The sequence below is a fragment of the Ralstonia sp. VS2407 genome (genome assembly GCF_052950655.1).
In genome coordinates, this window is record NZ_JBRFVG010000009.1 from 67,879 (window position 1) to 81,165 (window position 13,287).

Annotated in this window: 18 protein-coding genes; 13 read left to right on the forward strand and 5 right to left on the reverse strand. The window is 64.4% G+C overall.

Features of this window, described 5'->3' with window-relative positions:
- Window positions 1-19: 19 nt before the first annotated feature.
- The 5 genes from sctL to ACU8YE_RS15990 are packed head-to-tail and all read right to left on the reverse strand — an operon-like array spanning window position 20 to window position 3,088.
- On the reverse strand, window positions 20-763 hold the full coding sequence (gene sctL / locus ACU8YE_RS15970) for a type III secretion system stator protein SctL (protein WP_446929138.1): 744 nt from the start codon (window positions 761-763) through the stop codon (window positions 20-22).
- Entirely contained in the window at window positions 748-1,386 is a 639-nt protein-coding gene (locus ACU8YE_RS15975) for a type III secretion protein HrpB4 (RefSeq protein WP_433867657.1), read from the reverse strand. Before ACU8YE_RS15975 ends, sctL begins: the two co-directional genes overlap by 16 nt.
- Window positions 1,383-2,165: a type III secretion system inner membrane ring lipoprotein SctJ gene (gene sctJ, locus ACU8YE_RS15980; protein ID WP_332395173.1), complete on the reverse strand. Its 783-nt coding sequence runs from the start codon at window positions 2,163-2,165 to the stop codon at window positions 1,383-1,385. Before sctJ ends, ACU8YE_RS15975 begins: the two co-directional genes overlap by 4 nt.
- Window positions 2,166-2,191: 26 nt before the next feature.
- Window positions 2,192-2,578, reverse strand: coding sequence for a type III secretion protein HrpB2 (locus ACU8YE_RS15985; protein ID WP_260801178.1), 387 nt, complete (start codon window positions 2,576-2,578; stop codon window positions 2,192-2,194).
- Window positions 2,579-2,599: 21 nt separating this feature from the next.
- A complete protein-coding gene (locus ACU8YE_RS15990) occupies window positions 2,600-3,088 on the reverse strand; it encodes an HrpB1 family type III secretion system apparatus protein (protein ID WP_232038743.1) in 489 nt (162 codons plus the stop codon).
- A 323-nt stretch (window positions 3,089-3,411) separates the two neighbouring features.
- Between ACU8YE_RS15990 and sctU the strand changes: the two genes are divergently transcribed.
- From sctU to ACU8YE_RS16055, 13 genes are all read left to right on the forward strand, one after another.
- On the forward strand, window positions 3,412-4,503 hold the full coding sequence (gene sctU / locus ACU8YE_RS15995; protein WP_433867655.1) for a type III secretion system export apparatus subunit SctU: 1,092 nt from the start codon (window positions 3,412-3,414) through the stop codon (window positions 4,501-4,503).
- Between the two features lie 10 nt (window positions 4,504-4,513).
- Window positions 4,514-6,526 carry an FHIPEP family type III secretion protein gene (locus ACU8YE_RS16000; protein ID WP_440475748.1) on the forward strand — a complete coding sequence of 671 codons (2,013 nt, stop codon included), beginning with the start codon at window positions 4,514-4,516 and terminating at the stop codon, window positions 6,524-6,526.
- A gap of 6 nt (window positions 6,527-6,532) precedes the next feature.
- Window positions 6,533-7,129: a type III secretion system protein SctP gene (gene sctP / locus ACU8YE_RS16005; protein ID WP_446929139.1), complete on the forward strand. Its 597-nt coding sequence runs from the start codon at window positions 6,533-6,535 to the stop codon at window positions 7,127-7,129.
- A gap of 40 nt (window positions 7,130-7,169) precedes the next feature.
- A complete protein-coding gene (sctQ, locus tag ACU8YE_RS16010; RefSeq protein ID WP_446929140.1) occupies window positions 7,170-8,213 on the forward strand; it encodes a type III secretion system cytoplasmic ring protein SctQ in 1,044 nt (347 codons plus the stop codon).
- Window positions 8,200-8,850: a type III secretion system export apparatus subunit SctR gene (gene sctR, locus ACU8YE_RS16015; RefSeq protein WP_045205537.1), complete on the forward strand. Its 651-nt coding sequence runs from the start codon at window positions 8,200-8,202 to the stop codon at window positions 8,848-8,850. Before sctQ ends, sctR begins: the two co-directional genes overlap by 14 nt.
- Window positions 8,851-8,860: 10 nt before the next feature.
- Window positions 8,861-9,121 carry a type III secretion system export apparatus subunit SctS gene (gene sctS, locus ACU8YE_RS16020; protein WP_024978147.1) on the forward strand — a complete coding sequence of 87 codons (261 nt, stop codon included), beginning with the start codon at window positions 8,861-8,863 and terminating at the stop codon, window positions 9,119-9,121.
- A 9-nt stretch (window positions 9,122-9,130) separates the two neighbouring features.
- Entirely contained in the window at window positions 9,131-10,060 is a 930-nt protein-coding gene (locus ACU8YE_RS16025) for a type III secretion protein HrpV (protein ID WP_322018126.1), read from the forward strand.
- On the forward strand, window positions 10,057-11,031 hold the full coding sequence (locus ACU8YE_RS16030; protein ID WP_446929141.1) for an HrpD5 family protein: 975 nt from the start codon (window positions 10,057-10,059) through the stop codon (window positions 11,029-11,031). The genes ACU8YE_RS16025 and ACU8YE_RS16030 overlap by 4 nt, the downstream gene beginning before the upstream one ends.
- Window positions 11,032-11,074: 43 nt before the next feature.
- On the forward strand, window positions 11,075-11,320 hold the full coding sequence (locus ACU8YE_RS16035; protein ID WP_440818794.1) for a type III secretion protein HrpX: 246 nt from the start codon (window positions 11,075-11,077) through the stop codon (window positions 11,318-11,320).
- Between the two features lie 208 nt (window positions 11,321-11,528).
- Window positions 11,529-11,729 carry a serine kinase/phosphatase gene (locus tag ACU8YE_RS16040; protein WP_414561497.1) on the forward strand — a complete coding sequence of 67 codons (201 nt, stop codon included), beginning with the start codon at window positions 11,529-11,531 and terminating at the stop codon, window positions 11,727-11,729.
- A 173-nt stretch (window positions 11,730-11,902) separates the two neighbouring features.
- The gene (locus ACU8YE_RS16045; RefSeq protein WP_433867648.1) at window positions 11,903-12,145 is read left to right on the forward strand and encodes a serine kinase/phosphatase; all 243 of its coding nucleotides are present in this window, start codon (window positions 11,903-11,905) and stop codon (window positions 12,143-12,145) included.
- 3 nt (window positions 12,146-12,148) lie between these two features.
- A complete protein-coding gene (locus tag ACU8YE_RS16050; protein ID WP_232038753.1) occupies window positions 12,149-12,604 on the forward strand; it encodes a molecular chaperone Tir in 456 nt (151 codons plus the stop codon).
- Between the two features lie 175 nt (window positions 12,605-12,779).
- Complete coding sequence (locus ACU8YE_RS16055; protein WP_232038754.1) at window positions 12,780-13,184, forward strand: hypothetical protein; 405 nt, start codon at window positions 12,780-12,782, stop codon at window positions 13,182-13,184.
- The last annotated feature ends 103 nt before the right edge of the window (window positions 13,185-13,287 follow it).

Genomic DNA, 13,287 nt, shown 5'->3' on the forward strand with positions numbered 1-13,287 from the left:
TCGATCAGCGCGGCTTTGGTCATGCCGCATCCTCGTCGAAGCCGCCCTCGTCATCTGCGAAGTCTTCGTGCGGATCGGCATGTTCAACCGGCTTGCGCTTGCGACCGGAAAGCGCCTGTCGAAGCGCGGCCAATTGCACACGCAGGCTCGCATCGGCCACGCCGTGGTCCCAGTCGCACTGGCAATGTCCGGGCTCTGCGCGGTCGTCTGCCAGCACCTCGAAGGCGGCGTTGAGGGACCCCGTCTGCACGGCCTTGGCGAAGGCGGCGCGGGCCGGTTCGATCTCGTCTGCGCACACACGCACTGTCAGCCGAGCCTGGCTTTGCAGCACGCGGCCGAGCGTGGCGGCCACACGCGCAAACAGTGCCTGGCGGTCGGATTCCAGCACCACATGTTCGACCGCCTGCATGACCGTGGCGATCAGGCGGTCCTCCTCGCGGCGCGTGGCTTCGTCATCGTCGTACGCGCGCGCAGCCATGGACGCGTGAAAATCCTCCAACGCACGTCGCTGACCAGCAGCATAGCCAAGCTTGGCGCTGCGCTGCGCGCGCTGCTCGGCTTGCCTGAGCAACTCGTCGGCATTGGCCTGGGCTTGCGCCACGATGGCTTCAGCCTCGGTGTGCGCCTGCGCCAATGCAGCTTCGCGCGCCTCGTCCACGGCTTGCCATGCGGCATCCAGTTCGACCACGTGCCCGTAGTCTTCAGCACGGATCACGTCCGAGCCAATGCCAAGCGGAGCATCGCGCCTCAACCAAATAACCATGCCAACTCCGGAAAGAGAACAGGCAACGCAGCCATGAAGGATTCGGCTGGCGTTTCATCTGAGGGAGTGCCGGCACACTGCGGCAACGGCGCTTGCATGCCGATCGTCAGGCGCATCAATTGCGCGAGCGACGGATCCGACACCGTACCGTCGGCAATCAGGGCATGCAGGCCGGCCTCGGCAAGCTGCGCCAAGTCGAGCGCGGGCAGCGGCCCACTGGCGCCTGGCGCCCAGTGCTCGCGTTGCGTCAACGCCGTGAGCGCTGCCTCCCCCAACAGACCGGCAAGACCGGCGAGGTAAGCACCGTCGATGCATCGCGCCAGCGAGGCACGCCTGCCGATCAGCATGCGGGCGGCCAGCACGCGCTGGAGGTCGTCTTTATCGAGCACGGCGAGGCGATGCCCGCGCGAAAGCAATGTCGGCAAGCCCACCTGACCCACGCCAAGCGCGATACAGACCTGGCGCCAGTCTTTGGCCGCGCCTGCCGGTACACCGTTAGCCTGCGCGGCGCATGCGGATGCATCGAACACATGCACTAGCCCACGCATCCGCTCTTGATACGCGTGCAACATGCGCAGGATCATGGCGGCGGCCGGATCGGGTGCGGCGCTCGTGTCGATCATGCTGTTACGCGCTTCTTCCAGCGTGCCGGCAACTTGTCTTCCAGCCGCGCACGCGCTGCGTCAAGCCGTGTCCGTACAGCAGACAGCCGAATGGCGGCACGCCACAGCAGGACGATCACGCCCAGCGCACCCACCACGGCCCCGAGCGTGACCCACGACACACCAGCCGGCGCGCGGCTGGCGACATCGGCGGTGGGCGCATCCACGGTGCCGGGCACCAGCGTGACGCTGACGTTCTCGTAGGTAAGCCCTTCCACGCTATGCACAACCAGGTTCTTGATGCTCGGAACCAGCGAAGACACATTGGCGCTCGGGCGGTATTTGATGAACACCGATGCGCTGGATGGCTTGACCACGGTGGCCAGCGGATCGTTGTTGGGCAGCACGATCTGCACATTGGCTACGGACACGCCGTCGATGCGCGAAAGCGTTTGCGAAAGCTGCTGCGATACGCCGTAAATGAAGCGCACCCGCTCTTCCGTGGGCGTAGAGATGAGCCCGTCCTTCTTGAAGATGTCGCCCAGGCTCGCGTACTTTTCATGCGGCAAGCCGTGGCTGTGCAGGACTTCCATCGCGCGGGCAAAGGCATCCTGGTCGACCATCACCGACCAGGTCTTGCCGTCGTCGGGCGAATTCTTCTGCGCGTCGATGCCGGCCTGCAGCAGCACGGTGAGCATGTCGTTGGCGTCGGCCTCGCTCAGCTGGGCAAAGAGCTGCTTGTTGCAGCCAGCCAGCAGCGCAGTCAGCACGAACAGCAGTGCGAGTGCGCCGCGCCGCATGCGGCAGGATGGAAGCGCGGTCCGCATCATTGGTTCCGCATCAGGGTCTGCACGGCGTTCTTGCCGGAATGCGCAATGGTGCTGCCCAGGTGGATCTTCGTCATGGTGGCCGCGCACTCCATTTGTACGCGCACGCCTTCGGCCACCACTTCCTGCACCGACATACCGCGTTCGGCCTCGGTCATGGCCTCCACACGCGCCATCGACGCCTGCACGGCGGCATCCTCTTTCTTGACCAGTTCGCCAACGGCTGACGGCCCCTTGCTGTGATGCTGGCTGTGCTTGGCGTTCTGCAGCATCGATTCGAAGCGTGCAACAAGCTCGGGCGCGGGCGCGGCAGTTTCAGCCGGGGCAATGCCGGCGCCCGGCGTGCCGGCAGTGACCGGCGGAATGGCAGTCGGACCTTGGATCATGATGGACTCCCGGGAGGATGGTTAAGCGCGGGTGAAGTAGTGCGCGCTGTGGTAAGCGCTCAGATCCACGCTTTCTGCGGCCGGCGCGGCAGCGGCGGTGGTGCCGAACGTGCCGGCATCCATTTCTTCCTGCACGCCGATCAGCGTGCGCACCAGCGCGACGGAATCGGCGTCTTCGTTGCGGGCGAGCACCTCATTGGCATACACATGCCACTCCTGATCGCCCAGGGCGTTCAGGCACAGCGCCATCATGGCCGAGGCAAACGGCACCACGCTCTCGGCACGCTCGCCGTTGTGCAGCTCGCGCAGGATGCGCGCGGCATCGGCGTATTGATGGCGGCCCACCAGCAGCCAGCCTTCCACCAGGTCGAGTTCGCGAAAATTCGGGCGCAGCGTGCGCAATGCAGTCAGCAGCGATTGCGCGTTGTCGAACTGGCCGCTGCGCGTTGCGTACATCAAGACTTCGAGCAGCCCGCCCAGCAGGCGGTTGCTACATTGAATCGGTTCCATATCGCAGGGTTCTCCGTGTCGGGTCATGTCGATGCCGGCGTGGGTGCTCCGGCCAAGCTCTGGTGGAACCATAGACGCCCGCATGCCGCGCGCCGGCCAGTTGCCCCGAAAAAGAGCGCCCTGCCCCGAAGTCCGTTCGCCCTGTGCGCCAGTACGCACAACGCAAAAGCGACCGCTCTCGCTTCGCTCACACCCCAGCTTCGGAACCGTGCATCCGCCTTCGCCCAAAGGGCACGCGGAAGGCGCCCGCGTCCGCACAATGCCTCCCATCGCTACGGCACCGTACGCCGCGGCCTCCTCCGTCGACACCCCAGGGCACCGCCATGTCGGACGAAAAAACCGAAGAGCCCACAGACAAGAAACTCAGAGACGCGCACAGAGACGGCGAAACCGCCAAGAGTGCCGACCTGATTGCCGCCGTCGTGCTGCTCACGGGCTGCCTGCTGCTTGCCATGACGGCATCGCTGCTGGGCGATCGCTGGCGGGCGCTGGTCGACCTCGCGCTCGATGTGAACAACAGCCGGCACCCGGCCATGACGCTCAAGCAGACGCTCGGCCACGTCGCACTTCAGCTGGCCCTGATGACGCTGCCGCTGAGCCTCGCGTTTGCGCTGGTCGCCTGGATTGCCACGTGGGGCCAGACGGGCATCGTGCTCTCAACCAAGCCGCTCGAACTGAAGATGAGCGCCATCAACCCCGCATCGGGTCTGAAGCGCATCTTCTCCATGCGCTCGATGATTGACCTGCTCAAGATGGTGGTGAAAGCGCTCGCCGTTGGGGCCGCGCTGTGGAAGCTCGTCCTGATGTTGCTGCCGACCATTGTGGGCACGCCGTATCAGCCCGTCATGGATATCGCGCAGATCGGCATGTCGATGCTGGTGAAGCTGCTGGGCGCGGGCGGCCTGCTGTTTCTGTTGCTCGGCGCGGTGGACTTTGGCATCCAGCGCTGGCTCTTCATCCGCGACCACCGCATGAGCAAGGACGAAGTCAAGCGCGAACACAAGAACAGCGAGGGCGATCCGCACATCAAGGGCCAGCGCAAGCAGCTGGCGCGCCAGATGGTGGACGAAGCCAAGCCTAAACAGACCGTGGCCGGCGCGCAGGCCGTGATCGTCAACCCCACGCACTACGCCGTGGCGATCCGTTACGCACCCGAACAATGCGGCTTGCCGTGCATCACCGCCAAGGGCGTCGACGACGAAGCCCTGAGGTTGCGCGAAGAAGCGCAGGCGCTCGGCATTCCGATCATCGGCAACCCGCCGCTGGCACGCGCGCTGTACCTCGTGAAGCTGAATGATCCCGTGCCCGAAGCCCTGTTTGAAACCGTGGCCGAAGTGCTGGCCTGGGTGGGCGAGATCGGCGCGAAAGACCCCGGCGCCAAACACTCGGGCGCAGGCCCTTCCATCTTGAACTGAGGCATCCGATATGGCCAAGAAGACCGCCTTCTCTGAATTCAGCGGCGAAATCGGCATCGCCGCGTTGGTGGTTGCCGTCATTGCGTTGATGGTGCTGCCGCTGCCCACCGTCCTGATCGATTCGCTGCTGGGGCTGAACATCACGCTATCGGTCGTGCTGCTGATGGTGACGATGTACATCCCGGCGGCAACGTCGCTGTCGGCATTCCCGTCGTTGCTGTTGTTCACCACGCTGCTGCGGCTCTCGCTGAACATCGCATCGACCAAATCCATCCTGCTGCACGCAGACGCCGGCCACATCATCGAGAGCTTCGGCAAGCTCGTGGTGGGCGGCAACCTCGTGGTGGGTCTGGTGGTGTTCCTGATCATCACCACCGTGCAGTTCATCGTGATTGCCAAGGGCTCTGAACGTGTGGCCGAAGTTGGCGCGCGCTTCACGCTCGACGCCATGCCCGGCAAGCAGATGAGCATTGACGCCGACCTGCGCGCCGGGCACCTGAGCGCAGACGAGGCCCGCAAGCGCCGCGCGCTGCTGGCCATGGAAAGCCAATTGCACGGCGGCATGGACGGCGCCATGAAGTTCGTCAAGGGCGATGCGATTGCCGGCCTGGTCATCACGCTGGTCAACATCCTCGCAGGCATCGTGATCGGGATCACGTACCACGGCATGACGGCCGGTGAAGCTGCCAACCGCTTTGCCGTGCTGTCGATCGGCGACGCCATGGTGTCGCAAATTCCCTCGCTGCTGATCTCGGTGGCGGCCGGGGTGATGATCACGCGCGTGTCAGACGACGACCACGGCGCCAAGCCAAGCTCGCTCGGCAAGGAGATCGTGCGGCAGCTCTCGACCAGCGCACGGGCCATGTTCACCGCCAGCGCGCTACTGGCCGGCTTTGCGCTGGTGCCGGGCTTTCCGTCGTTTCTGTTTGTCGCGCTGGCAGGTGTTGTCTTCACTTTTGGCTACACGCTGCGCAAGCGCCTGAACACGGGTAGCACGACCGACACCGACACCCTGCCTGCGCTGCTGCGCGAAGGGTCCAAGGATAAAGCGCCGACCATTGCCGACAAGGCCCCGTCGTTCACCGCGCCTCTCGGGGTAAGGCTCGGCACGCGGCTGGCAGAGGGGCTCGACATTCCCAAACTCGATGCCGCGTTCCAAAGCGGGCGGCACGCCTTGGCTGAAGAGCTGGGCCTGCCCTTCCCCGGCATTGCGGTCTGGAAGAGCGCCGCGCAACCTGAAGAGGCGTACGAAGTGCTGGTGCACGACATCCCTGGCCAGCCGGTCGCGGTGTCTGAGGGCAAAGTATCGGTATCCGATCTGCCTGAACCATTGCGTGCGCAACTGGACGCAGCGCCCGATTCAGCAACCCACGCCGAGCAGGTGATTGCCGACCACGTCGTGCATGTGCTGCGCAAGCACGCACATCTGTTCATCGGCCTGCAGGAAACGCAATGGATCATGGAACGCGTGACCACCGAGTACCCGGGTCTGGTCACCGAGGCGCAGAAGGCCGTGCCCGCACAGCGCATGGCCGACGTGCTGCGCCGCCTGCTGGAAGAGCAGGTGCCCATCCGCAACATGCGCGCCATCCTCGAAAGCCTTGTCATCTGGGGCCCGAAAGAAAAAGACACGCTGATGCTGGTGGAGTACGTGCGCGGCGATCTGGGGCGACAGATCGCGCACCAGGCCACCTGTGGCTCACGCAAGATGCCCGCCATTCTGCTGGACCCGACGGTGGAGCAGACGGTGCGCCAGGCGATCAAACCCACGCCGGCCGGCAACTTCCTGACGCTGGACCCGCAACAGGTTGACACCATCGTCACGCGGCTCGAACACATGAGCCGCAGCGCACCGCAATCGGGCGCGACACCGGTCGGTGCGCTTGCCATCGTCACGTCCATGGACATCCGACGCTATGTCCGCCGCATGATCGAGCCGCGCTTGCAGGCGCTGAACGTGTATTCCTTCCAGGAGCTGGGCGCGTACGTTGATCTGCAGCCCGTGGGCAAGCTCACGCTGTAAGCCGCCATGACCACGCCCGTACGCCTGTGGCGAGCCCCGCCCATCGTCCATCCGGCCACGCCCGTCCGGCGGCCCGTCGCGCAACGCAGCGCAGACGCGCGAGCCGGCATGCAGGCCGAGCCCTGCGCGGATGAAGCTACCGCCTGGATACCGCTCGATGCGTACAGCGACGCCGCATGCGAGGACACCCCAGAGCACGAACCACCCACGCAAGATCACGCCGATGCGCAGCCCAATGAAGCGCCGCCCGACGCCCCGCCGCTTCACACGTCGGCCATGGCCAGCCGCCTGGTGCGCACGTGCTCAGAGATCAGCGTGGGGAGCACCGTGACGGAACATCTCGCGCAGCTGCTTTCCAGGTTCTGCGGCTCCCGTGTTGTGAAAGCCAACAGCGAATGCTGGGAAGTGACGCTGGACCTCGACCCGCGCGTGCTGCCCGACACCCGCCTCACTCTGCGCCTTTCGCCCCACACGCTATGGCTTCGCTTCCTGGCGGCACACCCGCGGGCGCGCGACTTACTCTCCGAGCATGGCGATGCACTGCGCCAACGCGTTCACGTTTTGCTGGAGCAGCGCATCGATATCGAACTCGAAGTGTGGTGATCGTTCCCACGCCTCACCCGACACCTTCCGCCGACTCGCCATGGACACCGGGCTCACGCCATCCCCGCTCGATGCGCATCTGCGTGCGTTCACGCCGGCCCAGGCCGCGTTGACACGGCTGACCGGAACGCCGTTCCCGGATGACCACGGACGCCGCTGGCAACTGCACGCCGTAGACCACGCCGCGCCCATGCAGGCGCCTATGCGACTTGGCATTCGCTCATCGCTGTGTGCGGTCGACGTTGTTGTTGAAGGCGCCAACCACCCCGCGCTCCACGCCATCGCACACGAAGCCGATGCGCAACGCCGCACGGCGCTTGCCGGGCTTTGGCTCGCGCCAATGCTCGACACGCTGTCTGCGGCAGGGCTGGGAGACGCCACCTTGGCGACATTCACGCCCGAACACAACGATGCGCAACGTAGCGATCAGCCGGAATTGCCGATGCGGCTGGATGGGCCACACGGTGAAACGCCATGCCGCATCGCCACGCTCGATTGGCATGCCGCGCCGCCCGCGCCACCCGTGGCCGATCGCAACGCTGTGCTTGCACAACTCGGCGTGGTGGGACTGCCGGTGGGCGTTCGTATCGCCAGCCGTCGATGCCCAACGCACACGCTTTCTTCGCTCGCGGCCGGCGACGTTCTGCTCGGCTGGGGCATACACGCCTATCGCCCCGACACCGATGAAGGCGCCGTACGCCTCACATGCGGTGATAGCCGACGCGCCCACTTCACTGCCCATGCTCACTACAAGGAAGGCACCGTGACGATTCTCGATGTTCCCGCGCTCGCAGACGACGACACCGCCGCCACGCACGACACCGCACCCGACAGCACTGACGGCATCGCAGTAGAAGCACTGGAGGTGCCCGTCCACCTTGAGGTTGCGGTGATGAGCCTGCCGCTGGCCGAGTTGGCAGCGCTGGCGCCAAGCCATGTCCTGCAATTGCCCGTCGTGCTGCGCGACGCCACGGTGCGCCTGGTCTGCCACGGCCAGACTCTTGGCCAGGGCCAGCTCGTGGCAGTGGGCGAGCATCTGGGCCTGCAGATCACCGCCATGAGCGCGCGCCATGCAGAACATTGAATTCGCCTCGCTCATCATTGCGGCGGTTGCCATTGCGCTGCTGCCGTTTGCCGCCATGGTGGTCACGTCGTACACCAAGATCGTGGTCGTGCTCGGCCTGCTGCGCAATGCGTTGGGCGTGCAGCAGGTGCCGCCCAGCATGGTGCTCAACGGCATTGCAATGATCGTGTCGTGCTTCGTGATGGCGCCGGTCGGCATGGAGGCCATGCAGCGCGCCCACATGCAACTCAATGATTCCAGCGCGAACGTCAGCCAGGTCATGCCGCTGCTCGATGCCGCGCGCGAGCCGTTCCGGCAGTTCCTGGACAAGCACACCAACGCACGCGAGAAAGCGTTCTTCATGCGCTCGGCTCAGCAACTATGGCCACCGGCCAAAGCCGCACAGCTCAAGGAAGACGATCTCATCATCCTCGCGCCCGCCTTCACGCTGACGGAGCTGACGGCGGCGTTCCGCATCGGCTTCCTGCTGTATCTCGTCTTCATCGTGATCGACCTGGTGATCGCCAACCTGTTGATGGCGCTGGGGCTATCGCAGGTGACACCCAGCAACGTTGCCATCCCGTTCAAGCTGCTGCTCTTCGTGGTGATGGACGGCTGGTCTGTGCTGATTCACGGCCTGGTCAACACCTATCGTTAAAGGGGCCGCCATGGACTACGACAACATCACGCGCCTGACCAGCACGGCGCTCATGCTGTGCCTGCTGGTGTCCTTGCCCGCTGTGGCGGTGTCCGCCATTGCCGGGCTGCTGATCTCGTTCGTGCAGGCCGTGACCTCGCTTCAGGACAGCAGCATCTCGCATGGGCTGAAACTCATCATCGTGTCCGTGGTGATTGTGGTGGCTGCACCGTGGGGCGCGGCATCGATCCTGCAGTTCGGCAACACGATCCTGCAATCGCTCTTCCAATAGGAGGGTGCCATGACACGCATCTCCGCCTCGACGCCCAACGTTCTCTCGTTGCCCGATCCGGTACAGGCACCGCAGAACACGGCCGCGCCGCACCATCGCAAGCATCATCGGCATAGTGCGCACGGACACCACCACTGGGCCGACCAGTTGGTCGAAGACCAACTGCACCGCCACAAGCACGTCGCACAGGTTGCGAAGCGCGTGCGCCGCCCGCGCACGGGCAAGCGCAGCGCAGCGGGCTCGCCCGAAGAGCCCATCACCGACAGCACGTTCGAAGAATTGCTCCTCATGCTGGAGGAGCATGCGCGCAAGGTCGAGCCGATGGTGATTGGCCTGTCGTCCCGGCAAGACCAAAGCGACGGCGACGACGACCAGGCAAGAGACCGCCGCAGCGCCCAGGGCCGCCGCGCCCTGCTGCTGCAGTACTTGCAGGAACAAGCCGCAGAGACCGCTGCCGCCGCACCACAGAAGACAGCAGCCACAGAGGCCGGCGCGTTGCCGGCCGACACGCTACTGGCCGAAGTGGAATCGCCCAGCTACCAGCGCCTTGAACAGGAGCTGCTTGCCGTGCGGCACGCCATGCACACGGGCCACCCGATGCCGCTGCGCATGGCGTTCGACATCCTGCGCAGCTATTTGAAGCAGACGCCCATTGAAGGCACGCCCGGCACGCTGGCCGCCGTAAAAGACCGGCTCCTGGCGACCACCACGCCGCAACACGCCGCCAGCGCGCTGACCGACCGAGAAAAGACGTTCAACCTGCTGTTTCCCCTCTTGCTGCTCAGTCCTTCGCGGCCGCGCATTGGCCGCGAGCGCGGCGAGAGCATCGCACGCAGCAGCGCCGTCGCGCGCCGCTGGACAACCGAACTCTGGTCTTACCGGGCGGGGCTGGGTCTGGCCCTGCCTCCGCTATCTGATCCTTCCCCGCAATCACCATGAACAAGCACATCCGCGTGTTGGCAGGCGCGCATGCCGGCGCCTGCCTCGACCTGACACCGGGCCGCTGGACGGTCGGCCCCGACGCACAAGCCAGCATCCGCATCTCTGATTGGGCGGGCGATCCGATCGCGCTGCTTGTCGATACGGAACACGGCGTCCTGATTGAATCCGACGATGGCGGCAGCACCTGGGACGACCTGACCCCTCGCCGCTTTGGCGAGGTCATTCTCTGTGTCGGGCCAGCCGGCGAGGCATGGCCATCCGACCTTGCACTGCTGGAGCAGGTGCTATCGCCCGCAGCCACGGACACCGGAAGCCACAGCGTTGCCGCTGCGCAAGCCCCCGCTTCCGAAACGCACGCGCCCACCCGGCCTCGCGCACGCAAAGGCTGGATGGGCGTGACAGCAGTCGCGCTGCTCACGCCGTGCGCGCTGCTGCTGGCATCGACACGCGAGCCATCCTCCGCCGCGCATTCCGCAGCCACGGCACAAGTACCGCTAATCGAACGTGTGCGCACATGCCTGGCACTGCACCGCATCGACGGCTTGCAGATCGAACAGCACGACAACGAGATCATCGTGCACGGCATCGTGACGTCAGCCAACGAAGAGCTTGCCACGCTGCGCGATCTGCGAGCGGTGTCAGCGTCTGTCCGCACCGATCTTTCCATCGCGCAGGAGGTCATTGAAAACCTGCGTGAATCGCTGCAGGAACCGGGGCTGCGCATCAGCTATCTGGGCAGCAACCGGTTCTCCATTGCGGGCCCAGCCGTGCACCCCGAGCGGGTTCGCGCAACGGCAGACCACGTGCGCAGCGACCTGGGCGGCAACATCAAGGACATCGCCCTGGACATCACGCAGGCACGCGTGCGTGACCCCAAGGCCGATGCCACATCCGCGCTTTCCGTGGATGAACTGAGCTACATCGAAAGCTCCGACGGCACCAAGGATTTTCTCGCTGCGCAGCGTTAAGGCGCAGATCGTTCTTGCCATTCCCCTTCTTCTGGAGACTCACATGTTTGACCATTTCACGCTCGACATCATCGAAACGTTTGACGACATTCAGGCTTTTGCCAAGCAGGAAGGCCCGAAGGATTTCGGCCCGCTCAACAAGGCTATCGAAGCGCTCAAGCACACCGCCATGGACATGGAACAGCGCGCCATTCGTGCGACGGACGTCAACAACCGCGAGCAGCTTCGCGTGCTGTCGCACGGCTTTTCCAGCGCGGCACAAGTGTGCTCGGGGTTGATCCCGGCATAACGCGCGCAGTGCACATACGGGCTTCGCGAGACGACATCACATTTCGCCTCTTCGCCGGTCCAGCGCAATGAAATCCACGATGATGACTTCACGGCGAACACAACAGCAGCACGTTCGCTGAACCGAATCAGCGGCATCCCATTCCGGGGTGTTGTTGAAAAACCCGGCTCTCACCCGAGACCACTTATCCACCGAAAAGGAGTTTTCCATGACCGTGCAAACCACCACCGCTGCCCTGCGTGACACCGGTAGCCGCCTGTCGTTCGATGCTCAAAACGAAGCCATCACGAAAGAAGGCGAGCAAGACATGCTGAACGCAGCCCGTCTGCAAAACGAACTGAACCGCACCAACATGTTCGCCAAGCTGATGGAAGCGGGCCCGAAGGCCGCCAAGGACCTGATCTCGTAATGGTCGGTTCCGGACGGCACATTCTGTGCCGCCAACGTTCGGGAACGGGGCCGCGCCGTTCCCGAGCGGCTTTTTAGATGTATTGCCCGCGCGCCTCTGCTGTTCCTCCCCCCCCCCGGCCCATCGCGCCGCAGCCCGATTCACCGAATCCGACCCGCTACCGCGATCCCGACATGACCCCCATCCACCGCAACGTTTCTGCAACTGCCGCAACCCCTGCGCAGGATCCGTCTGCATCGCACCCTGCGCACGGCCACACAGGTGCGCACGCATCCGGCACGCTGCATGCCGTGGTATCCGCCGGCGCGGACGACATGCTGAACACAGCCCATCTCGAGGATGAGCTGAACCGCACACAGGCATTCGCCAAGCTGATGGAAGCCGGCCCGAAAGCGGCCAAAGATCTGCTGGTGTAAAGCATGAGCATCGAACGGCGCGACAGCCTCATCCGCGACATGTGCATGCATCTGCAGATTCCGGATGCCGATGCCATCATCGCCGCCGGCCGGCTCACGGTGGAGGGGTTCGAAGTCATCATCGATGCAGTCGAGGAAGACATCGACGCGTTCTACCTGAACTTCGACTACGGCATCGTCACAGGCGGCCGCACGCTGCGCGTGTTCCGCCTCATGCTTGAAGCCAACGTCACCATCTATGCGCAAGACCATGCACAACTCGGGTTGGATGGCGATACGGGCGGCATCATCCTGATCGTGCGTGTGGCCTACGACCCCGACATCGACGGCGAGCAACTGGCCGAACTGCTGGGCCACTATGCCGAGCACGGCCGCTACTGGCGCGACAACATCCTGCAGACGACAGACGACATGTTCGAGAACCTGGCGAACGGCACCTACGTGTGGATTCGGGCGTAATGCGCATGCATGGGGCGCACGGCAGCGCCCCTACGGGCGTGCCTTCGCAGCGCCCGTGATGACTTCGTGAACGCGTACGCCGGCTGTCATATAACGCCGTACGCTCGCGGCATTACATGCGAAGGTGCTCGTTGAAGCTGACGCATCGGCTCGGCGGCATCGCCAATCCAAGTTCATGTCCGCCTCACGCACACCGTATCTGCCAACCATAGACATTCCGCTTCTGCGCGCCGGCGAGTTCTTCCCCTTCGCTGCGCACCCCATCCTCATCGGCGCATACCAGCTCTGGTTCACCTGTGATGCAGATGCAAATGCCGACCATGAGTCGGTCACCGTTTGTATCGACCTAGGCAAGCCGCTTGAGATCAACGTTGACGAAGCACTGCACGTGATCCTCGGGCTGTGCCTCGGCCTGCCTGCTTCGTCGCGGGGCGTGGTGGCGCAGCAGGCGCACACCGGCACGCTGGTCTATCGCTTCCCTTACACGCTTCACGACGACCCGACGGGCGCTTTGCTCATTGATGCAATGACCGGGATTGCGGCGTCAGCCACATCGGTCTCGAAGTGGTCGGTGCACTAGCCGATTGCGCCTGGGCCGGTGGCATGCAACTTCGCCATCGTCACGGCGGATTCGCATTGCGCGCGTGTTTGTCATTCGGCCGCATCAAAGTGGTATGCCGATT

Coding starts and splice junctions, on each gene's coding strand:
- sctL (WP_446929138.1), bottom strand. CDS start 763: ATGGTTATTTGGTTGAGGCGCGATGCTCCGCTTGGCATTGGCTCGGAC.
- ACU8YE_RS15975 (WP_433867657.1), bottom strand. CDS start 1,386: ATGATCGACACGAGCGCCGCACCCGATCCGGCCGCCGCCATGATCCTG.
- sctJ (WP_332395173.1), bottom strand. CDS start 2,165: ATGCGGCGCGGCGCACTCGCACTGCTGTTCGTGCTGACTGCGCTGCTG.
- ACU8YE_RS15985 (WP_260801178.1), bottom strand. CDS start 2,578: ATGATCCAAGGTCCGACTGCCATTCCGCCGGTCACTGCCGGCACGCCG.
- ACU8YE_RS15990 (WP_232038743.1), bottom strand. CDS start 3,088: ATGGAACCGATTCAATGTAGCAACCGCCTGCTGGGCGGGCTGCTCGAA.
- sctU (WP_433867655.1), top strand. CDS start 3,412: ATGTCGGACGAAAAAACCGAAGAGCCCACAGACAAGAAACTCAGAGAC.
- ACU8YE_RS16000 (WP_440475748.1), top strand. CDS start 4,514: ATGGCCAAGAAGACCGCCTTCTCTGAATTCAGCGGCGAAATCGGCATC.
- sctP (WP_446929139.1), top strand. CDS start 6,533: ATGACCACGCCCGTACGCCTGTGGCGAGCCCCGCCCATCGTCCATCCG.
- sctQ (WP_446929140.1), top strand. CDS start 7,170: ATGGACACCGGGCTCACGCCATCCCCGCTCGATGCGCATCTGCGTGCG.
- sctR (WP_045205537.1), top strand. CDS start 8,200: ATGCAGAACATTGAATTCGCCTCGCTCATCATTGCGGCGGTTGCCATT.
- sctS (WP_024978147.1), top strand. CDS start 8,861: ATGGACTACGACAACATCACGCGCCTGACCAGCACGGCGCTCATGCTG.
- ACU8YE_RS16025 (WP_322018126.1), top strand. CDS start 9,131: ATGACACGCATCTCCGCCTCGACGCCCAACGTTCTCTCGTTGCCCGAT.
- ACU8YE_RS16030 (WP_446929141.1), top strand. CDS start 10,057: ATGAACAAGCACATCCGCGTGTTGGCAGGCGCGCATGCCGGCGCCTGC.
- ACU8YE_RS16035 (WP_440818794.1), top strand. CDS start 11,075: ATGTTTGACCATTTCACGCTCGACATCATCGAAACGTTTGACGACATT.
- ACU8YE_RS16040 (WP_414561497.1), top strand. CDS start 11,529: ATGACCGTGCAAACCACCACCGCTGCCCTGCGTGACACCGGTAGCCGC.
- ACU8YE_RS16045 (WP_433867648.1), top strand. CDS start 11,903: ATGACCCCCATCCACCGCAACGTTTCTGCAACTGCCGCAACCCCTGCG.
- ACU8YE_RS16050 (WP_232038753.1), top strand. CDS start 12,149: ATGAGCATCGAACGGCGCGACAGCCTCATCCGCGACATGTGCATGCAT.
- ACU8YE_RS16055 (WP_232038754.1), top strand. CDS start 12,780: ATGTCCGCCTCACGCACACCGTATCTGCCAACCATAGACATTCCGCTT.